Source organism: Telluria beijingensis (genome assembly GCF_030770395.1).
Lineage (GTDB): Bacteria > Pseudomonadota > Gammaproteobacteria > Burkholderiales > Burkholderiaceae_D > Telluria > Telluria beijingensis.
On the sequence record NZ_CP132480.1, the window covers coordinates 1,949,746 to 1,967,104 of the forward strand.

General features: G+C 65.7%; 19 protein-coding genes and 1 other RNA gene. 12 read left to right on the forward strand and 8 right to left on the reverse strand.

Features of this window, described 5'->3' with window-relative positions:
- The first annotated feature begins 146 nt into the window (after positions 1-146).
- Positions 147-1,283 carry a branched-chain amino acid ABC transporter substrate-binding protein gene (locus Q9246_RS08680; protein ID WP_306397019.1) on the forward strand — a complete coding sequence of 379 codons (1,137 nt, stop codon included), beginning with the start codon at positions 147-149 and terminating at the stop codon, positions 1,281-1,283.
- Positions 1,284-1,317: 34 nt separating this feature from the next.
- Positions 1,318-1,713 carry a hypothetical protein gene (locus Q9246_RS08685; protein ID WP_306397021.1) on the forward strand — a complete coding sequence of 132 codons (396 nt, stop codon included), beginning with the start codon at positions 1,318-1,320 and terminating at the stop codon, positions 1,711-1,713.
- Positions 1,714-1,869: 156 nt separating this feature from the next.
- Here Q9246_RS08685 and Q9246_RS08690 read toward each other — a convergent pair whose 3' ends face one another.
- Positions 1,870-2,436, reverse strand: coding sequence for a DUF3617 domain-containing protein (locus tag Q9246_RS08690; protein ID WP_306397022.1), 567 nt, complete (start codon positions 2,434-2,436; stop codon positions 1,870-1,872).
- 515 nt (positions 2,437-2,951) lie between these two features.
- The gene (locus Q9246_RS08695; RefSeq protein WP_306397025.1) at positions 2,952-3,260 is read right to left on the reverse strand and encodes a c-type cytochrome; all 309 of its coding nucleotides are present in this window, start codon (positions 3,258-3,260) and stop codon (positions 2,952-2,954) included.
- A gap of 180 nt (positions 3,261-3,440) precedes the next feature.
- Between Q9246_RS08695 and Q9246_RS08700 the strand changes: the two genes are divergently transcribed.
- The 6 genes from Q9246_RS08700 (at position 3,441) to Q9246_RS08725 (ending at position 9,497) form a co-directional block, all read left to right on the forward strand.
- Positions 3,441-3,665 (forward strand): TIGR04438 family Trp-rich protein, encoded by a 225-nt coding sequence (locus tag Q9246_RS08700; protein WP_306397026.1) that lies wholly within the window; start codon positions 3,441-3,443, stop codon positions 3,663-3,665.
- Positions 3,666-3,739: 74 nt separating this feature from the next.
- Positions 3,740-4,645 carry a LysR family transcriptional regulator gene (locus Q9246_RS08705; protein WP_306397027.1) on the forward strand — a complete coding sequence of 302 codons (906 nt, stop codon included), beginning with the start codon at positions 3,740-3,742 and terminating at the stop codon, positions 4,643-4,645.
- A 4-nt stretch (positions 4,646-4,649) separates the two neighbouring features.
- Positions 4,650-5,459, forward strand: coding sequence for a prolipoprotein diacylglyceryl transferase (lgt, locus tag Q9246_RS08710; RefSeq protein ID WP_306397028.1), 810 nt, complete (start codon positions 4,650-4,652; stop codon positions 5,457-5,459).
- Between the two features lie 77 nt (positions 5,460-5,536).
- Entirely contained in the window at positions 5,537-6,835 is a 1,299-nt protein-coding gene (locus Q9246_RS08715; protein WP_306397029.1) for a c-type cytochrome, read from the forward strand.
- Positions 6,832-7,311 (forward strand): (2Fe-2S)-binding protein, encoded by a 480-nt coding sequence (locus tag Q9246_RS08720; RefSeq protein ID WP_306397030.1) that lies wholly within the window; start codon positions 6,832-6,834, stop codon positions 7,309-7,311. The genes Q9246_RS08715 and Q9246_RS08720 overlap by 4 nt, the downstream gene beginning before the upstream one ends.
- The gene (locus tag Q9246_RS08725) at positions 7,308-9,497 is read left to right on the forward strand and encodes a xanthine dehydrogenase family protein molybdopterin-binding subunit (RefSeq protein ID WP_306397032.1); all 2,190 of its coding nucleotides are present in this window, start codon (positions 7,308-7,310) and stop codon (positions 9,495-9,497) included. The genes Q9246_RS08720 and Q9246_RS08725 overlap by 4 nt, the downstream gene beginning before the upstream one ends.
- On the opposite strand, the gene Q9246_RS08730 is transcribed toward Q9246_RS08725, so the two are convergent.
- From Q9246_RS08730 to Q9246_RS08750, 5 genes are all read right to left on the reverse strand, one after another.
- A complete protein-coding gene (locus tag Q9246_RS08730) occupies positions 9,494-10,297 on the reverse strand; it encodes a sulfite exporter TauE/SafE family protein (protein WP_306397033.1) in 804 nt (267 codons plus the stop codon). The genes Q9246_RS08725 and Q9246_RS08730 overlap by 4 nt on opposite strands.
- Complete coding sequence (locus tag Q9246_RS08735; protein ID WP_306397034.1) at positions 10,298-10,768, reverse strand: EVE domain-containing protein; 471 nt, start codon at positions 10,766-10,768, stop codon at positions 10,298-10,300. It lies immediately after the preceding gene.
- Positions 10,769-10,880: 112 nt separating this feature from the next.
- Positions 10,881-11,062, reverse strand: a non-coding RNA gene (gene ssrS / locus Q9246_RS08740) — 6S RNA.
- Between the two features lie 46 nt (positions 11,063-11,108).
- On the reverse strand, positions 11,109-11,420 hold the full coding sequence (locus Q9246_RS08745) for a cell division protein ZapA (RefSeq protein ID WP_306397035.1): 312 nt from the start codon (positions 11,418-11,420) through the stop codon (positions 11,109-11,111).
- A complete protein-coding gene (locus tag Q9246_RS08750; RefSeq protein WP_306397037.1) occupies positions 11,417-11,707 on the reverse strand; it encodes a hypothetical protein in 291 nt (96 codons plus the stop codon). The genes Q9246_RS08745 and Q9246_RS08750 overlap by 4 nt, the downstream gene beginning before the upstream one ends.
- A gap of 388 nt (positions 11,708-12,095) precedes the next feature.
- On the opposite strand from Q9246_RS08750, the gene groES reads away from it, so the two are divergent.
- Together groES and groL are read left to right on the forward strand one after the other, a co-directional pair.
- Positions 12,096-12,386 carry a co-chaperone GroES gene (gene groES, locus Q9246_RS08755; protein WP_137171720.1) on the forward strand — a complete coding sequence of 97 codons (291 nt, stop codon included), beginning with the start codon at positions 12,096-12,098 and terminating at the stop codon, positions 12,384-12,386.
- Between the two features lie 40 nt (positions 12,387-12,426).
- Positions 12,427-14,073: a chaperonin GroEL gene (groL, locus tag Q9246_RS08760; RefSeq protein ID WP_306397039.1), complete on the forward strand. Its 1,647-nt coding sequence runs from the start codon at positions 12,427-12,429 to the stop codon at positions 14,071-14,073.
- A 134-nt stretch (positions 14,074-14,207) separates the two neighbouring features.
- Here the strand turns inward: groL and Q9246_RS08765 are convergent, their stop codons facing one another.
- Positions 14,208-16,172, reverse strand: coding sequence for a PEP-CTERM sorting domain-containing protein (locus Q9246_RS08765; protein ID WP_306397040.1), 1,965 nt, complete (start codon positions 16,170-16,172; stop codon positions 14,208-14,210).
- A gap of 258 nt (positions 16,173-16,430) precedes the next feature.
- On the opposite strand from Q9246_RS08765, the gene Q9246_RS08770 reads away from it, so the two are divergent.
- Both Q9246_RS08770 and Q9246_RS08775 read left to right on the forward strand, forming a co-directional pair.
- Entirely contained in the window at positions 16,431-16,889 is a 459-nt protein-coding gene (locus Q9246_RS08770) for a hypothetical protein (protein ID WP_306397041.1), read from the forward strand.
- Positions 16,890-16,920: 31 nt separating this feature from the next.
- Positions 16,921-17,349: a hypothetical protein gene (locus Q9246_RS08775; protein ID WP_306397043.1), complete on the forward strand. Its 429-nt coding sequence runs from the start codon at positions 16,921-16,923 to the stop codon at positions 17,347-17,349.
- Positions 17,350-17,359 lie beyond the last annotated feature (10 nt).

Below are 17,359 nucleotides of genomic sequence, written 5' to 3' on the forward strand. Positions count from 1 at the left end.
CCTTCAGCGCCGCACCACCCGGGTGCGGCCCGTCCTGTCCCTGTATTTATCGCTTTCCGAAGCCTGTCATGTGCGGTAACGTTGCTCTGCAATTCATGATTCGCGACGCCCGTGCGACGACGCACATTACCCTTTCGGAGACGTTCATGCGGTTCAGTACCAAGTCCATTGCCTTTGCCCTCGCCATCGCCGCCGCCGGCGGCGCCTTCGCCCAGCAGGTCGTCAAGATCGGCCATGTGGGGCCGGTCTCCGGCCCCAATTCCCACCTCGGCAAGGACAACGAAAACGCGGCGCGCATGGCGATCGATGAACTCAACGCCAAGGGCTTCACCATCAACGGCCAGAAGGTCAAACTGCAACTGCTGGCCGAGGACGATGCCAGCGATCCGAAGCAAGGCACGGCGGTGGCCCAGAAGCTGGTCGACGCCAAGGTAAATGGCGTGGTCGGCCACCTGAACTCGGGCACCAGCGTGCCAGCCTCGCGCATCTACCACAACGCCGGCCTCGTGCAGGTGTCGCCGGCCACCACCGCGACCCAGTTCACCAAACAGAAATTCCCCGGCGTGTTCCGCGTGGTCGCCAACGACGCCAAGCTGGGCGGCACCCTCGGCAAGTACGCGGTCGAGACGCTCAAGGTCAAGAACATCGCCGTCATCGACGACCGCACCACCTACGGCCAGGGCGTGGCCGCCGAATTCGCGAAGGCCGCCAAGGGTCCTGGCGTGCGCATCGTCGACAAGCAGTTCACCAGCGCCACTGCCACCGACTTCACCGCCATCCTCACCGCGATCCGGGCCAAGAAGCCCGACCTGATCTTCTTCGGCGGGATGGACGCGGTGGCCGGCCCGATGCTCAAGCAGATGAAGGCGCTCGGCATCGACGCCCGCTTCATGGGCGGCGACGGCATGTGCACCACGGCGCTGGGCCGCCTGGCCGGCGACGCGGTCGGTGAAGGGAAGGTAGTGTGCGCCGAAGCGGGCGGCGTCAAGGGCGCGCAAGAACAGGTGATGGCCGATTTCCGCAGCCGCTTCAAGCAAAAGACCGGGAGCGAGGTGCAGCTGTATGCGCCGTATGTGTATGACTCGGTGATGGTGATGGCGGCCGCGATGCAGAACGCCAAATCGGCCGAGCCGGCCAAGTACCTGCCCGAGCTCAAGAAAATCAGGTACGAGGGCGTGACCGGCATCATCCAGTTCGATGCATCGGGCGACATCCTCGATGGCGCGTTGACCTTGTACACCTACAAGGGCGGCCAGCGCACGCGGATGGATGTGATTCGCTGACCGTCGCGTCGCCACACTGTCCGGGAGAAGACCGATGGGCATCCTGGCTGCACCGCACGACCCGGTTCAACGCTCTTCCATGAATGGCCGCGACGGCATCGCGGCGCGCCTGCGTGCCTGGCATGACGAGGCCACGGCGCTGCGCTTCTTCTATTCGAGGTCGCTGGGCGGCCTGGTACAGTCGGGCCGCGGGAGCATTGCCATGCTCGATGAGACGGCGCTGACGATCGATGCGGGCGGCTCGACCCTGCTGGTCATGCTGGCCGGCGCCGCGTACGACGACACGCCGCAGATTTTCTTCACGCCCGACCTGGATAGCCACTTCCAGGTCGCCGGGATCAGCATCAGCCTCGGCAACCACGACTGGCTGTTCTTCTTCCCCGACGAGGTGCCGCTGACGGCCCTGTCAGTGCGCAATGCGCTGCGCTAGTGGCCGAGCGTCGTGACATGCCTGAAAGAAGCCATACCAGCTTTCACACGCGGATAGTTGCTCCCGAACGGCAGGCCAACCCGTTCGCGAGCACCCTTGCATATCGCCCCCGTCGTGAAGCAGGCGATCGCCGGTTCACCACCGCGCCGAACGCATTCATCCATTGCCAGACATCGGCGCGACATTGCCGCAATCGCTGCCAAGCCAAGTACCCGAGCCGCTGGTTTTCTGGCTCATCATCGCGCCGCCAGGCCCGGCCATGGCAGCAGTCGATTCGAAGGTATAGGCAGTCTCGCTCGGGGTCTTCACGACGGCATCGATTTTCACCTGCGGCTGGGTGCACTGCATGCTCACATTCATGCCGCCGGCGACCGGCGTCGTGTTCCTGGTGCAGCCGTCCGGCCCCTTCTTGCCGAATACGTCGAATTTCGCGATGTCCTCTTTGGTGATGCACTGTTTCGTACGCAAGCCATTATCAGTAAATTCCGTCCCACTGCCGCCCAGCCTTTTTTCTATCTCCGCACGCTGAGCCGGCGACATCGAGGCCATCTGACTCTTCATCAATGCGGCGACCGCCGCCATCTGATTGCCCCCTGCCTGGCCCGGCAGTGTCATGTCGATCTGCCACAGTCCAGGCTTGATATTGACTTGCTGTGCCAACGCATTCGTTGCGCACAGGGTTGCCATGCTCACAGCGATGCTCGCGATCCGAATCATTCTCATGGTTGCTCCTGTTAGGCGGGCCACCAGTGTAGCCCACCTGGCTCAGCACCCGCGCATGCAACCATTCCAGCCGCATCCCAGCCCCACCATTAGGGTCAGAGTCAAATTAATTGGCAATTTCCCCAAAACCTTACTAATCAATGAGGGTCAGAGTCGAATTATTGAGCAATTTCCCGGCTCGGGCGGCCTATGCAATGGCGCAGCGCGCTTGCCAGTTTGTCACCACCTGACTATGGTCAAGCGCCCGTTAAGCTGGACTTGATCTCGCTTAAGGCAAGCGTTTTCTGCCCGACGAGCTATGTCCTCACAACAAACAAAATCAAAAGCGACTTTCGTCTACGCAAAAAGTTGTCAAAGAATTCGACTCTGACCCTAATTGGTTTGTAAGGTTTTGAGGCAATTTCTTATTAATTTAACTCTGACCCTAGCGGGTTTTGGGGGCTGTTGTCATGCTTTGCCAAAGAAAAAGCGCGCTGTGCTCACGCAGGCGCGCTTCGTTTGCGACGTCGGTCGACTTACTTGGTTGCCAGCACCCACTTGACCAGCGAGCGGGCTTCGGCCTCGCTCACTTGTGGATTGGCGGGCATCGGGATCGGGCCCCAGGTGCCTGAACCGCCCTTCAGCACCTTTTGTACCAGCTTGTCCTCGGCGCCCTTCTGGCCCGCGTATTTTTCCGCGACGTCCTTGTAGGCAGGACCGACCAGCTTGGTGGCGACGGTGTGGCAAGCCATGCAATTCTTGGCCTTGGCCAGGTCGGCCTGGGCGTAAGCACCCGACGATGCGACAACCGACAGCACCACACACAACATCAGGGACCGCTTCATTTGTTTCTCCGAGTTTATGACTGATTGGATTCTACCCCTTTCCCAGCAAGGCAAGGAGGGCGATACACTCTGTAACGCGATCGCCACGTTTACCAATATCCTGTAACAAGAAACTGATAACTTTTGCCTGTTGGCACTTTTTTCTTTGTAAGATGCAGGGCTGGAAGGAAAACTCACACCATGCCGCTCATTCTCCTGATCGTTGCCCTGGCCGCCCTGCGCTTCTTCGAGGTGTGGCGCTTTGCCGACCTTTCCTGGTGGGTCATCGCCGGGCTGGTCGTCGTCGCCTTCATCTGGTTCGAGTACATCGAGAAGATACTCGGGCTCGACAAGAAAAAAGAGCATCAGCTGCAGGACAAGCGCCGCAACGAGCGCGTCAAGAAGACCCTCGACAAGCGCCGTTGAACGTCCCGGCCGGGTCCTCCAGCCTGGCCCTGTGATACATTGGCCATATCACAGCCCTTGTATCGTCATCCCCCATGCATCCCGAACTGCGCCAGCTGCGCCATTTCGCCACCGTGGCCGAAGAGCTGCACTTCGGCCGCGCCGCGCGCCGCCTGCACATGACCCAGCCGCCGCTGTCGCAGAGCATCGCCAACCTCGAGGAACTGCTCGGCGCGCCGCTGTTCGTGCGCAACCGGCGCATGGTCGGGCTCACCGCGGCCGGCGCTGCCCTATTGCCCGAGGCGCGCCGCATCCTCGACGAGGCCGCCGCGCTGCCCGAACTCGTGCGGCGCGCGGCCAGCGGCGAGGCTGGCCGGCTGGCCCTGTCCTTCGTCTCGACCGCCGGCCTGGGGTTGCTGCCCGACGTGCTGCGCCGCTATCGCACCGCCTTCCCCGGCGTGCGCCTGGTGCTGCAGGAGGCGACCTCCGACGTCCAGTTCGAGGAACTGCTGTCCGGCCGCATCGACGCCGGCTTCGTGATCCCGCTACAACCGGGAGCATCCCACGTGGTGGCCGACGGCTCCCTCGACTACCTCAAGCTGGTCGACGAACCGCTGCTGGTGTGCGCGCCGAGCGGTCTCGCGGCGCTTGCCAAACCCGGCCCGGTGCGCCTGCGCGACCTGCCGCCGCTGCCGCTGGTGATCTTCCCGCGCGCGGTGGCCCCCGGCCTGCACGATGCGATCCTCGCATGCTTCCGCGCGGCCGGGGTGGCGCCCACCATCGGCCAGGAGGCGATCCAGATGCAGACCATCGTCAGCCTGGTTTCCGGCGGCATGGGCCTGGCACTTGTGCCACAATCCGTGTCGAACCTGATGCGTCCCGGCGTAGAATACCGTGCCCTGCACGACCCGGCGCCGCTGGCCGAAACCGGCCTGGCCTGGCGACGCGATAACGATTCGCCCGTATTGAAGGGCTTCCTGGAATGTTTGAAGAAAGACTGACACTATGCTGATTCATCCGCAACCGGACCCGATCGCGATTTCGCTCGGCCCGGTGCAAATCCACTGGTATGGCCTGATGTACGTGGTCGCCTTCGCCCTGTTCATCATCCTGGGCCGGGTGCGCATCCGCATGCCGCACGTGGCGGCCCATGGCTGGACCAAGGACGACCTGGACGACATGCTGTTCTACGGGATGCTGGGCGTGATCGTCGGCGGTCGCCTGGGCGAGGTGCTGTTTTATCAGCCGCTGTACTTCCTGGCGCATCCGCTCGAGATCTTCATGATCTGGCAGGGCGGGATGTCCTTCCACGGCGGCTTCCTGGGCGTGCTGATCGCGATGGCGCTGTGGGCGCGCAAGCGCAAGCGCAACCTGCTCGACGTCTACGACTTCATCGCGCCGCTGGTGCCGCTCGGGTATGCGGCCGGCCGCATGGGCAACTTCATCAACGCCGAACTGCCGGGACGCCTGGCCGATCCGAGCCTGCCGTGGGCCATGCTGTGGCCCGGCGTGGCCGGCCCGCGCCATCCGTCGCCGCTGTACCAGGCGCTGGTCGACGGCATCCTGGTGTTCGTGATCCTGTGGATCTTCGCGCGCAAGGCGCGTCCGCGCCTGGCGGTCGGCGCCATGTTCACCCTGCTGTATGGCTGCGCGCGCTTCTTCACCGAGTGGTTCCGCGTGCCAGACTGGGAGACCACCGTGTTCGGCCTGCCGATCACCTCGGGCCAGGTGCTGTCGCTGCCGATGATCGTCGCCGCCCTGGCCATGCTGGCCTGGGCCTACCGCCAGCCGCCGGGCCGGCCGGTCACCGCCTGATCGGCCTTTGAGTGGGCGAGCGCACAGAGCGCTCGTCCTTCACGCTCGACAATGAGGCTCCACGGATCGGAGCCCTCATGGATCAACGCAGGCGCAAGCGGCATACCGGATGGTGGCTGCTTCTTGCCGCCATCGTCGTATTGACAGGCATCGCCTTCGCCATCATGTGGCGCCCCGCGCTGGCGCCGCAGGCAAGCATCCCCACGTTCGACCAGGCCCGCATCGAGCGCGGCGCCAATCTCGCGCACCTGGGCATGTGCGCCTCCTGCCACACGGCCGACCTGGCGCGCCCCTTCGCCGGCGGCAAGCCGATGGAGACGCCGTTCGGCACCGTCCACAGCACCAATATCACGCCCGACCGCGACACCGGCATCGGCGCCTGGAGCCCTGAAGCTTTTGCCCGATCAATGCGCGAAGGCGTCTCGCGCGACGGCCACCTGCTGTATCCCGCCTTCCCCTACAACCACTACGTGCGCATGACGCAGGCCGATATCGACGACCTGTACGCGTACTTCATGACGCGGCCCGCGATCGCCGCCGCGGCGCCCGACAACGACATGACCTTCCCGTTCGGCTTCCGGCCGCTGGTCGGTTTCTGGAACGTGCTGTACCTGGACGATGCGCCGTGGCGGCCCGACCCGCGGCAGTCAAGCGAATGGAACCGCGGCGCCTACCTGGCCGACGCCGTCGCCCACTGCGCCGCCTGCCACACGCCGCGCACGAAACTGGGCGGTCCCGACCTCGAGCGCCAGCTCGACGGCGGCGAAGCCGAGGACTGGTACGCGCCCGCCCTGAACCGCAATTCGCCGTCGCCGCTGCCGTGGACGCGCGCGCAGCTGCATACTTACCTGCGCACCGGCATGGCCGAGGACCACGCGGTGGCCGGCGGCCCGATGCAGGACGTGGTGATGCACCTGGCGCAGGCCAATGAAGGCGACGTGGCCGCGCTGGCCGCCTGGACCCACAGCCACCTGGCGCAGGCGCCGGCCCGCGCGACGCCGGCGCAACGCGGCGGCCCGCTGCCGCCGCCGGCGGCCGACGATCCCGAGCTGCCGCGCATGCAGCTCGGCTACGCGCTGTACGCCAACTCGTGCGCGCGCTGCCACGACGTCGGCCGCGCCCCGAGCTCCGGCACCGCGCTGCCGCTGCAGAAAGCGATCGCGCTGTACGATCCCGATCCGCGCAGCCTGATCCACATCGTCGACGACGGCATCCTGCCCCCAAGCGGCGAACCGGGACGCTGGATGCCCGGATTCAAGGCGATCCTGGACGACGGCCAGGCGAGCGCGCTGGCCGCCTACCTGCGCAAATACGGCGCCGGCCAGCCGGCCTGGCCGGAACTGGACGAGCAAGTCCGCAAAGCGAGAGCGCCATGACCACCTACCGCCTGCAGGTCAACGGCAAGCAGCATGCCGTCGATACCGATCCCGACACCCCGCTGCTGTACGTGCTGCGCAACGAGCTGGCGCTGAACGGCGCCAAGTTCGGCTGCGGCCTGGGCCAGTGCGGCTCCTGTACCGTGATCATGGACGGCAAACCGGCGATGTCCTGCCTGGTGCCGGTGTCCGCCGTCGGCGCGCGCGCCGTGCGCACCGTCGAAGGCCTGGGCGATGCGCGCACGCCGGGCGTGCTGCAGCAAGCCTTCATCGACGAGCAGGCGGCGCAATGCGGTTACTGCATCGCCGGGATGATCATGCAGGCCACGGCGCTGCTCGAGAAAACGCCGGCGCCGACCGACGCGCAAATCCGCGCCCACATGTCGCCAAACCTGTGCCGCTGCGGCACACATATGCGCATCCTGCGCGCGGTGCGGCGCGCCGCCGACCGGCTGGCGGCGGGAGGCAAGCGATGAGCATCGATACGGACCGCCGCCGTTTTCTTGCTGCCGGTGGCGCGCTGACGCTGTCGTTCGCCATGCCGGCATGGTCGGCGCCGGGCGAATTGCCAAAGAGCCTGGATAAAACGCCGTGGCTCGACGCCTGGATCCGCATCGACGCCAATGAAGCTATCACGGTCTTCACCGGCAAGGCGGAGCTGGGACAGGGCATCAAGACCGCGCTGCTGCAGGTGGTGGCCGACGAGCTGCGCGTGGCGCCGACGCGCCTGCAACTGGTCACCGCCGACACCGCGCGCACGCCGGACGAAGGCATGACCGCCGGCAGCAATTCGATGAAGGACAGCGGCACCGCCCTGCGCCACGCGGCCGGCCAGGTGCGCCTGCGCCTGTCGGAGCTGGCGGCGGCGCGCCTGGCGCTGCCCGCATCCAGCCTGGCGCTGAAGGATGGCGCGTTCTCCGCGCCCGATGGCCGCCGCGCCAGCTTCGGCCAGTTGGTGACCGGCCAGGAATTGCATGTGCGCGCCACGCCGGATGCGGCGCCGCCTGCACCGGGCCCCAGGACCGCCATCGGCCAGTCGCTGCCGCGGGTAGACATCCCGGCCAAGGTCACGGGCGGCCGCGCCTATGTACAGGACCTGCGCCTGCCGGGCATGGTGCATGCGCGCGTGGTGCGTCCGCCTTCGCAGGCGGCGCGGCTGCTCGGGGTCGACGCTGCCGCCGTCATGCGCCTGCCCGGCGTATTGAAGGTGGTGCGCGACGGCCGCTTCCTGGCCGTGATCGCGGACGGCGAATACCGCGCCGTGAAAGCCGCAGCGCTTCTCGCGCGCGCGGCGCGCTGGGAGACGCCGGCCGCGCTGCCGGTCCATCCGAACGTCAACACGCTGATCCGCGCGCAACCGTCCACGCCGACGACCATTCTCGCGCGCGGATCAGCGGTCAAGGAAGGCCGGCGCCTGGAGGCCGTCTATACCCGTCCCTTCCAGCTGCATGCGTCCATCGGCCCATCCTGCGCCGTGGCCCAACTGGTGGACGGCCGCTACACCGTCTGGACCCACTCGCAGGGCGTGTTCCCGCTGCGCGGCGCATTGGCCGAACTGCTGGCGGTGCAGGAAGACGCGATCCGCTGCATCCACGTGGAGGGTTCCGGCTGCTACGGCCACAATGCCGCCGACGACGCCGCAGCCGACGCCGCCCTGCTGGCGCGCGCCCTGCCCGGCCGCCCGGTGCGGGTGCAGTGGATGCGCGAGGACGAACACGGCTGGGAGCCGTTCGGCGCGGCGATGGTGGCGCAGGTGGCGGCCACGCTCGGCCTCGATGGCCGCATCGCCGACTGGCAGTATGACGTGTTCACGCCGCCGCACAATACCCGTCCGGGCAAGGCCGGCAACCTGCTGGCGGCCACGCATCTCGCCAAGCCGTTCACGCCGCCGGTGCCGAAACCCAGCCCGCAGCCCGAAGGCAGCGGCGACCGCAACGCGATCCCTTATTACGTCATTCCGAACGCCCGCGTGACCCACCAGTTCCAGCCGAAGGCGGTCCTGCGCACCTCGGCCATGCGCGGCCTGGGCGCCTACTGCAATGTGTTCGCGATCGAGAGCTTCATGGACGAACTGGCGCGCGCGGCGCGGGCCGATCCGGTCGCCTTCCGCCTGCGCCACCTGGACGATCCGCGCGCCGTCGATGTGGTCAAGCTGGCAGCGACGAAGTTCGGCTGGGACGGCTACCGGAAGCCTGCGCAGACTGGCCGCGGCCGCGGCTTCGCTTTCGCGCGTTATAAAAACCTGGCGTCCTACTGCGCGCTGGCGGTCGAAGTCGAGGTGGCGCGCGAGACGGGGCTGGTGCGCATCACGCGCGCTGTCGGCGCGGTCGATTGCGGCGAGATCGTCAACCCGGACGGGGTGCGTAACCAGATCGAGGGCGGCATCATCCAGTCCGCCAGCTGGACCCTGCTGGAACAGGTGCGCTTCGACGCCACGCGCGTGCTCACCGTGGACTGGGCCGCGTATCCGATCCTGCGCTTCGGCCAGGTGCCCGACAAGCTCGAGGTGCACCTGATCGACCGTCCCGGCCAGCCCTTCCTGGGCACCGGCGAGGCGGCGCAGGGGCCGGCCGCGGCGGCGATCGCGAATGCGGTGTTCGACGCCTGCGGCCTGCGCCTGCGCGACCTGCCGCTCGACCGCGCGCGGGTCAGGAAAGCCTAATTAAAGGCTTTCCAGAACATGTACGCCGCCAGCGCATACAGGATCACGCCGAAGATGCGCTGCAGCTGGCGCACCGGCATCTTGTGCGCGGTGCGGGCGCCGAGCGGCGCCATGGTCACGCTGGCCAGCACGATGATGGCCAGCGCCGGCAGGTAGATGAAGCCGAGCGACCACGCCGGCAATCCCGGCTCGCCCCAGCCATAATAGATATTCGACAGCGTGCCCGAGAGCGCGATCGGAAAGCCCAGCGCCGCGCTGGTGGCAACTGCGTTATGGATGCGCACATTACAGCGCGTCATGAACGGCACCGAGACGAAGCCACCGCCGGCGCCCACCAGGCCCGACAGGATGCCGATGAAGCCGCCGGCCGCGAACATGCCCGGCTTGCCCGGCAGTTCGCGCGCCGCCGCCGGCTTCTTCCCGATCAGCATCTGCGTCGCCGAGAAGGCGACGAAGCAGCCGAAGAAGAAGGCCAGCAGCGCGGTGTTCATCTGCTTGCCGATCCAGGGCCCGATCCAGGAACCGATCAGGATGCCGGGGGCCAGCAGGCGCACCACGGGCCACAGCACGGCGCCGTGCTTGTGGTGGGCGCGCACCGAGGACAGCGAGGTAAACAGGATGGTGCCGAGCGAGGTGGCGATCGCCATGTGGACCACCAGTTCGTCGGCGAAGCCGCGCGCAGTGAAGATCATGGTGATGAAGGGCACCAGCACCATGCCGCCGCCGATGCCGAGCAGGCCGGCCGCGAAGCCGCCGAAGGTGCCCATCGCCAGCAGGGCCAGGATCAGCCACGGGTCCATTCAGGCTCCCCTGGCGCGTACGCGTTTCACGACCGCGTCCCACTCGGCCTTGGTCACCGGCGAGATCGACAGCCGGCTGCCTTTCTGCAGCAGCACCATGCCCTCGAGTGCGGGGATGGTGCGCATCTCGGACAGCGGCAGGTAACTGCCCTGCTCCGTCGCGCGGACGTCGACCGAGATCCAGCGCGGATTCTCGTGCGTGGCCTTCGGATCGTGGTAATGGCTGGCGGGGTCGAACTGGCTGGCGTCGGGATAGGGACCGCTCGCGATCTCGGCCAGCCCGGCCACGCCGGGCACCGCGCAACTCGAGTGATAGAACAGGACGCCGTCGCCGACGGACATGGCGTCGCGCATGAAGTTGCGCGCCTGGTAGTTACGCACGCCGAACCAGGCCACGGTCTGGCCGGGTGCGGACAGGACGTCGTCGAAACTGACTTCGTCCGGTTCGGATTTCATCAACCAATAGCGCATCGCGCCGTTCTCCTGATGCACGTCGATTCGCATCATCGCGTGGGCGGCATCCCGCCAACCCAACACACAAAAAAAGAGCGGCTGCGACAAAGTGCGCAACCGCTCAGGTATCCTAGCCCCCGCCAGTGCCGTTTTTGCCGGCATCCTGAACCAAAACGGTTCAAGGCGGTCACGGTCAGATCAATTTCGGGTTCGTCAAACGAGTGACGCTCACTCCCATCGAACTTGTTCCACGACCTATGCGTAAGAATGGTTCAAGGAATATATGGCAAATCTCGAACACCGCAGGGTAGAGCGCAGTTTACTCCTTTGAACCGTCATGTCAAACGGATTCGGCCTTTCAGAAAAGATTTTCCTGGGGCGCCAATGCCTTGTCGAGCACGGTATGCATCGCTTCCAGCTTTTGCTTGACCTCAAGGATCGACATGTCCGACAGCGGTCCCTGCGGCGACTTGACCGACAAGAATTCGGCGGCCACGCTCAACGCTGCCATGACGGCGATGCGGTCGGTGCCCTTCACCTTGCCCGAATCGCGCAGCTGGCACATCTTGCCGTCGAGGTAGCTCACCGCTTCGCGCAGCGTGCGTTCTTCGCCATCGCGGCAGGCCAGGCGGTAGGGCTGGCCCATGATGGTGACGTCGAGATGGATCATCGTGCTGCCTCGCTATTGCCTGGTACGCCACCCGGAGCCGGGACGTCGGTCGCCGCGGCGCCATCGCCCGCTTCGTCGCTCTCCCCGTCGTCCGGCGGCTTCGGCAGCTCGTCGAGCAGGGCCTCGACCCGGCGCTGGGCCTCGATCAGGCGCTCCTTGAACGCGAGGTTCTCCGCGCTGAGCAGGGTATTGGCCTGGCGCAGCAGATAGTTCTCGGCGCGCAGCGACTGGGTCAGCTGGGCGAGCCGGTCGATTTTGTCTGAGAGGTCTTGGAATTCGGAAATCATTCGACACTATAGGATCGAGATCGATTTTCCGTCAACCGAATCGCGCTGCAGTGCGGCACGCCGCGCCCGGCGCGCGCCGCCTTGGCGGCCTGGCGTGCGGCAGGAAAGCGCCAGTCGGTGTACGCTGCCCGCCTCTTGCCAGGTTCGCCATCGCTGGCAGGTGATGTTAAAAACACATTGGCCAAGGTCATGTCAGCCTTGTGCCAGCTCAAGCGCCTGAACGTATTTACCAATCTTGCTGCTTGAAATGGCAAATTATCGTCCCTATAATTAGCACTCGTTAGTAGAGAGTGCTAACAACTCTTTGCAGATCGCCGCAGCGCTGCAGCCACAGACCGCGGCGATATCAAAAACGCTAGTTAAACCACTGAATATTAAGGAGTTTTGCATGAACCTTCGTCCTCTGCACGATCGCGTTATCGTGAAGCGCCTCGACCAGGAAACCAAGACTGCGTCGGGCCTGATCATCCCTGATGCCGCGGCAGAGAAGCCAGACCAGGGCGAAGTCCTCGCCATCGGTAACGGCAAAGTGCAAGACAACGGCCAGGTGCGTCCGCTGGAAGTCAAAGTCGGCGACCGCGTGCTGTTCGGTAAGTACTCCGGCCAGGCCGTCAAGGTCAACGGCGAAGAACTGCTCGTGATGCGCGAAGAAGACATCATGGCCGTCGTCCAGCAGTAATTCCCTGACCCCATTCACGATTCATTCGGAGAAATAACAAATGGCAGCTAAAGAAGTAGTGTTCGGCGACGCAGCGCGCGCCAAGATGGTCGAAGGCGTCAATGTCCTGGCCAACGCAGTCAAGGTCACCCTGGGCCCGAAAGGCCGCAACGTCGTGCTCGAGCGCTCGTTCGGCGCCCCGACCGTCACCAAGGATGGTGTCTCGGTCGCGAAAGAAATCGAACTGAAAGACAAGCTCCAGAACATGGGCGCGCAGATGGTCAAGGAAGTCGCTTCCAAGACCTCCGACAACGCCGGCGACGGCACCACCACCGCGACCGTGCTGGCACAAGCCATCGTGCGCGAAGGCATGAAGTTCGTGGCCGCCGGCATGAACCCGATGGACCTGAAGCGCGGCATCGACAAGGCCGTCGCAGCCACCGTCGAAGAACTGAAAAAAATCGCCAAGCCAACCACCACCACCAAAGAGATCGCACAAGTTGGCGCCATTTCGGCCAACTCGGAAACCTCGATCGGCGAGCGCATCGCTGAAGCAATGGAAAAAGTGGGCAAGGAAGGCGTCATCACCGTCGAAGACGGCAAGTCGCTGAACGACGAGCTGGACATCGTGGAAGGCATGCAGTTCGACCGCGGCTACCTGTCGCCGTACTTCATCAACAACCCGGACAAGCAGGTCGCCGTCCACGAGCAGCCGTTCATCCTGCTGTGCGACAAGAAGATCTCGAACATCCGTGACCTGCTGCCGGTGCTGGAACAAGTCGCCAAGGCTGGCCGTCCACTGGTCATCATCGCCGAAGACATCGAAGGCGAAGCGCTGGCGACCCTGGTCGTCAACAACATCCGTGGCATCCTGAAAACCGTCGCTGTCAAGGCGCCTGGCTTCGGCGACCGCCGCAAGGCCATGCTGGAAGACATCGCTGTCCTGACCGGCGGCCAGGTCATCGCCGAAGAAGTCGGCCTGACCCTGGAAAAAGTCACCCTGGCCGAACTGGGCCAGGCTTCGCGCGTCGAAGTGGGCAAGGAAAACACCATCATCATCGACGGCGCTGGCCAGGCTGAATCGATCGAAGGTCGTGTCAAGATGATCCGCACCCAGATCGAAGAAGCGACCTCGGACTACGACCGCGAAAAACTGCAAGAGCGCGTGGCCAAGCTGGCCGGCGGCGTTGCCGTGATCCGCGTCGGTGCAGCCACCGAAGTCGAGATGAAAGAGAAGAAAGCACGCGTTGAAGATGCACTGCACGCTACCCGCGCTGCCGTGGAAGAAGGTATCGTCGCCGGCGGCGGCGTTGCCCTGCTGCGCGCCCGTGCTTCGATCGACATCAAGGGTGACAACCCGGACCAGGACGCAGGCATCAAGATCGTCCTGCGTGCCATGGAAGAGCCACTGCGCATGATCGTCCAGAACGCCGGCGAAGAGCCATCGGTCGTGGTCGCTGCAGTGCTGGCCGGTTCGGGCAACTACGGCTACAACGCCGCCAACGGCACCTACGGCGACATGGTCGAAATGGGCGTGCTGGATCCAGCCAAGGTCACCCGCTCGGCGCTGCAGAATGCAGCTTCGATCGCCGGCCTGATGCTGACCACCGACTGCATGGTGTCGGAACTGGCTGAAGACAAGCCAGCCGGCGGCATGGGCGGCATGGGTGGCATGGGCGGTATGGGCGGCATGGACGGCATGATGTAATTCACGCTGTCGCCGGGATTCGCGCCGATTGCAGCCACAGTCGGCGCGGGTCTTCCCCGATAAGAAAAAGCCCGCAAGGTTCACGCTTTGCGGGCTTTTTGCTGTCTGGCGCCTGGAAAAACCGACCCGGTGGATCAGCCCTTCGCGCGTGCGCCCTTGCGGCGCAGCCACAGCATGGCCGCGAGGGCCGCGCCGCTGAGCCACAGGGTGCCCGGTTCAGGCACTTCGGTCGGCGGATCTTCCGGAATCTCGGGCAACTCCGGGTCTCCCGGCGGAACGACCGGTGGCAGCGGATCGACCGGTGGCTGCGGTGGCTGCGGTGGCTGCGGCGGCTGCGGTGGCTGCGGCGGCTGCGGTGGCGGATCGACCGGTGGCAGCGGATCGACCGGCGGCTGCGGCGGATTGACAGGTGGCTGCGGATCGACAGGCGGCTGCGGCGGCTGCGGCGGATTGACCGGTGGCTGCGGATCGACAGGCGGCTGCGGTGGCTGCGGCGGATTGACCGGTGGCTGCGGATCGACAGGCGGCTGCGGTGGCTGCGGCGGATTGACCGGTGGCTGCGGATCGACAGGCGGCTGCGGTGGCTGCGGCGGATTGACCGGTGGCTGCGGATCGACAGGCGGCTGCGGTGGCTGCGGCGGATTGACCGGTGGCTGCGGATCGACAGGCGGCTGCGGTGGCTGCGGCGGATTGACCGGTGGCTGCGGATCGACAGGCGGCTGCGGTGGCTGCGGCGGATTGACCGGTGGCTGCGGATCGACAGGCGGCTGCGGTGGCTGCGGCGGATTGACCGGTGGCTGCGGATCGACAGGCGGCTGCGGTGGCTGCGGCGGATTGACCGGTGGCTGCGGATCGACAGGCGGCTGCGGTGGCTGCGGCGGATTGACCGGTGGCTGCGGATCGACAGGCGGCTGCGGTGGCTGCGGCGGATTGACCGGTGGCTGCGGATCGACAGGCGGCTGCGGTGGCTGCGGCGGATTGACCGGTGGCTGCGGATCGACAGGCGGCTGCGGTGGCTGCGGCGGATTGACCGGTGGCTGCGGATCGACAGGCGGCTGCGGTGGCTGCGGCGGATTGACCGGTGGCTGCGGATCGACAGGCGGCTGCGGCGGCTGCGGCGGATTGACCGGTGGCTGCGGATCGACAGGCGGCTGCGGCGGCTGCGGCGGATTGACTGGTGGCAGCGGATCGGCCGGCGGCGTGATCGTCGTCGGCGGCGTGGTCGTCGGCGGCGTGATGGTCGTCGGCGGCGTCGTCGGCGGCGGCGGAGTGCCGGTTTCGGCGCCCGGATCGTCGATCCTGCCGCCGCCATAGATGGGCGGAATCCCCGGCGAGTTGGCGACCGGCATGAAACCGCGCCCGGCCGGCGCGGGCACACCCGCGGTCGGCGCCACCAGGCCGGCGCCGTACGGGAAGCTCGCGGTCTGGAAGCGCTGCCCCGGCGCGCCGTCATCCAGCCCGTCCACCGCGGCCGCCACGGCCATCGGGCCGCCGCCGCCCTCGACCACGAAGGAGTCGAGCTCGCTCTCGGCCGGGCCGTGGGCTTCGACCGGGAACATGGGAACGTCGGAAATCCGGTTGGCGCAGCGCGCCCGCATTTCGTTCTCGCCGTCGGTCAACAGGGTTTCGCCCGGCGCCAGCATGAGTTTTTTACGGGTCCAGTACACCTGGTCGCCCTTGCGGTACGACACGTACACGGCGCGCGGCGCGGTGACGGTCACCGCGCGGGCATTTGCGACATTGAAGCCCGCATAGTGCGCCGCGACCACGGCATCAGCCTGGATGACGCGCGCCAGTTCGGCCTTGTCCGCCACGCCGCCGGGAATGATCGAGTACGGATAGATGCGCCGCGCCGCGCCCTGTTCGGCGCCGGGCGCCGGATTTCCGGCAGCCGGCGCCAGCAGCATCTGTGCGTTGCCGCCAACATGGGTGACCTCGTCGAGCTGACGCCGCAGCTTCGGCCAGTCGATGTCTAACGGTGGCGCCAATACGCCCGCCACGCCGGCGGCGACGCCGAAAACGGCGAGCACGGCCATGCGCTTCTCGCGCTGCGAGGCCTTTTCCAGGCGACGGGTATAAGCAGAGTGGCGGCGGTCCATGCTGTGCTTCTGGTAGGAGTGATCCTACAGAATAGCATTATTTCTACAAATAAATTCCAGTTCTGTGGTGAAAAATGTGATTTCGTGGCGAAAACCACGAATTACTTTCCGTACAGAAATAACTCTTAAACGCAGCACAAGCTGGCGTTGCAATGGCCTTGATTTTCACCCGGTTCATGCTGGCCGCTACCCGGCGTGCCGTGTTGCTGGTCGAACACGCATGGTTTACCATGACCGCCTGCCACCACGAGACCCGCCATGTTTCCACGCGCCGCCATTACCTCTCCCCTGCGCCTGACCATCGCCGCACTCGCACTATGCTGCGCCGTCGCCGGCTGCAAGCGCGCCGAACGCGACACGCCGCCGCCGGCGCCGCCCGTACCAGCCGCCCAGGCGCCAGTGCAGACGAAAGAAGAAGCGATGGCTTCGCTGCTGGCGCTGCCGGAACTGCAGGCCTGGTCGCAACAGATCGAACGGCGCAGCCAGGGCGCGGCGCATGGCGCCGTGATCGAGGACGATCCGATACCGCGCGAAATCAATGGCAAGAAGTATTACCAGCTGAGTTTCGTGGAGAACCGCGCCGAAGACGCGCGCCGCCGCGAGAGCTTCCTGGTGGCCCAGGACGGTAGCGAGATCCTGGTCGACGACACCGGGTCCGATAACCTGCTCAGCCTCCAGGAATGGCGCCGCACGATCGAGCGCGTCGACATCAAGTGAATCGCTGACCAGCCGCTGAAGGACGCATGCAATGACGACTGTCGATGTGAACGACCTTGAAACCGCAATGACCTTGACTGACGCCGGCACGGGCGCCGAAGCCTGGGTTTGCCGTGACACTGGCGCGGTACTGATCCGGTCGGACGAGGTTGGCGAGCCTGCAGGCCCTGTCCCCGCGGATGTTGACGATGGCGACCGCTACGTGCCCGTCCCTTCGGCTCGCGACCTGCACCTGGGACAGGCGCTGGTCTTCGACTTCGTCCGAGCCGAGATCCCGAGCGAGTACGATGCGGTGCGTGAGATCTTTCGCCGACCCGGCGCCTACGGGCGCTATTCGCGGCTTCTGGACGGCCTCGGTCTGCGCGATCGCTGGCACCAATACCGCGATGAACGAACCAGGGCGGCACTGAATGCCTGGTGCGACGATAACGGGTTCACGTTGGCAGGATTGCCGGCTTAGCCATCCACCC

Coding starts and splice junctions, on each gene's coding strand:
- Q9246_RS08680 (WP_306397019.1), top strand. CDS start 147: ATGCGGTTCAGTACCAAGTCCATTGCCTTTGCCCTCGCCATCGCCGCC.
- Q9246_RS08685 (WP_306397021.1), top strand. CDS start 1,318: ATGGGCATCCTGGCTGCACCGCACGACCCGGTTCAACGCTCTTCCATG.
- Q9246_RS08690 (WP_306397022.1), bottom strand. CDS start 2,436: ATGAGAATGATTCGGATCGCGAGCATCGCTGTGAGCATGGCAACCCTG.
- Q9246_RS08695 (WP_306397025.1), bottom strand. CDS start 3,260: ATGAAGCGGTCCCTGATGTTGTGTGTGGTGCTGTCGGTTGTCGCATCG.
- Q9246_RS08700 (WP_306397026.1), top strand. CDS start 3,441: ATGCCGCTCATTCTCCTGATCGTTGCCCTGGCCGCCCTGCGCTTCTTC.
- Q9246_RS08705 (WP_306397027.1), top strand. CDS start 3,740: ATGCATCCCGAACTGCGCCAGCTGCGCCATTTCGCCACCGTGGCCGAA.
- lgt (WP_306397028.1), top strand. CDS start 4,650: ATGCTGATTCATCCGCAACCGGACCCGATCGCGATTTCGCTCGGCCCG.
- Q9246_RS08715 (WP_306397029.1), top strand. CDS start 5,537: ATGGATCAACGCAGGCGCAAGCGGCATACCGGATGGTGGCTGCTTCTT.
- Q9246_RS08720 (WP_306397030.1), top strand. CDS start 6,832: ATGACCACCTACCGCCTGCAGGTCAACGGCAAGCAGCATGCCGTCGAT.
- Q9246_RS08725 (WP_306397032.1), top strand. CDS start 7,308: ATGAGCATCGATACGGACCGCCGCCGTTTTCTTGCTGCCGGTGGCGCG.
- Q9246_RS08730 (WP_306397033.1), bottom strand. CDS start 10,297: ATGGACCCGTGGCTGATCCTGGCCCTGCTGGCGATGGGCACCTTCGGC.
- Q9246_RS08735 (WP_306397034.1), bottom strand. CDS start 10,768: ATGCGCTATTGGTTGATGAAATCCGAACCGGACGAAGTCAGTTTCGAC.
- Q9246_RS08745 (WP_306397035.1), bottom strand. CDS start 11,420: ATGATCCATCTCGACGTCACCATCATGGGCCAGCCCTACCGCCTGGCC.
- Q9246_RS08750 (WP_306397037.1), bottom strand. CDS start 11,707: ATGATTTCCGAATTCCAAGACCTCTCAGACAAAATCGACCGGCTCGCC.
- groES (WP_137171720.1), top strand. CDS start 12,096: ATGAACCTTCGTCCTCTGCACGATCGCGTTATCGTGAAGCGCCTCGAC.
- groL (WP_306397039.1), top strand. CDS start 12,427: ATGGCAGCTAAAGAAGTAGTGTTCGGCGACGCAGCGCGCGCCAAGATG.
- Q9246_RS08765 (WP_306397040.1), bottom strand. CDS start 16,172: ATGGACCGCCGCCACTCTGCTTATACCCGTCGCCTGGAAAAGGCCTCG.
- Q9246_RS08770 (WP_306397041.1), top strand. CDS start 16,431: ATGTTTCCACGCGCCGCCATTACCTCTCCCCTGCGCCTGACCATCGCC.
- Q9246_RS08775 (WP_306397043.1), top strand. CDS start 16,921: ATGACGACTGTCGATGTGAACGACCTTGAAACCGCAATGACCTTGACT.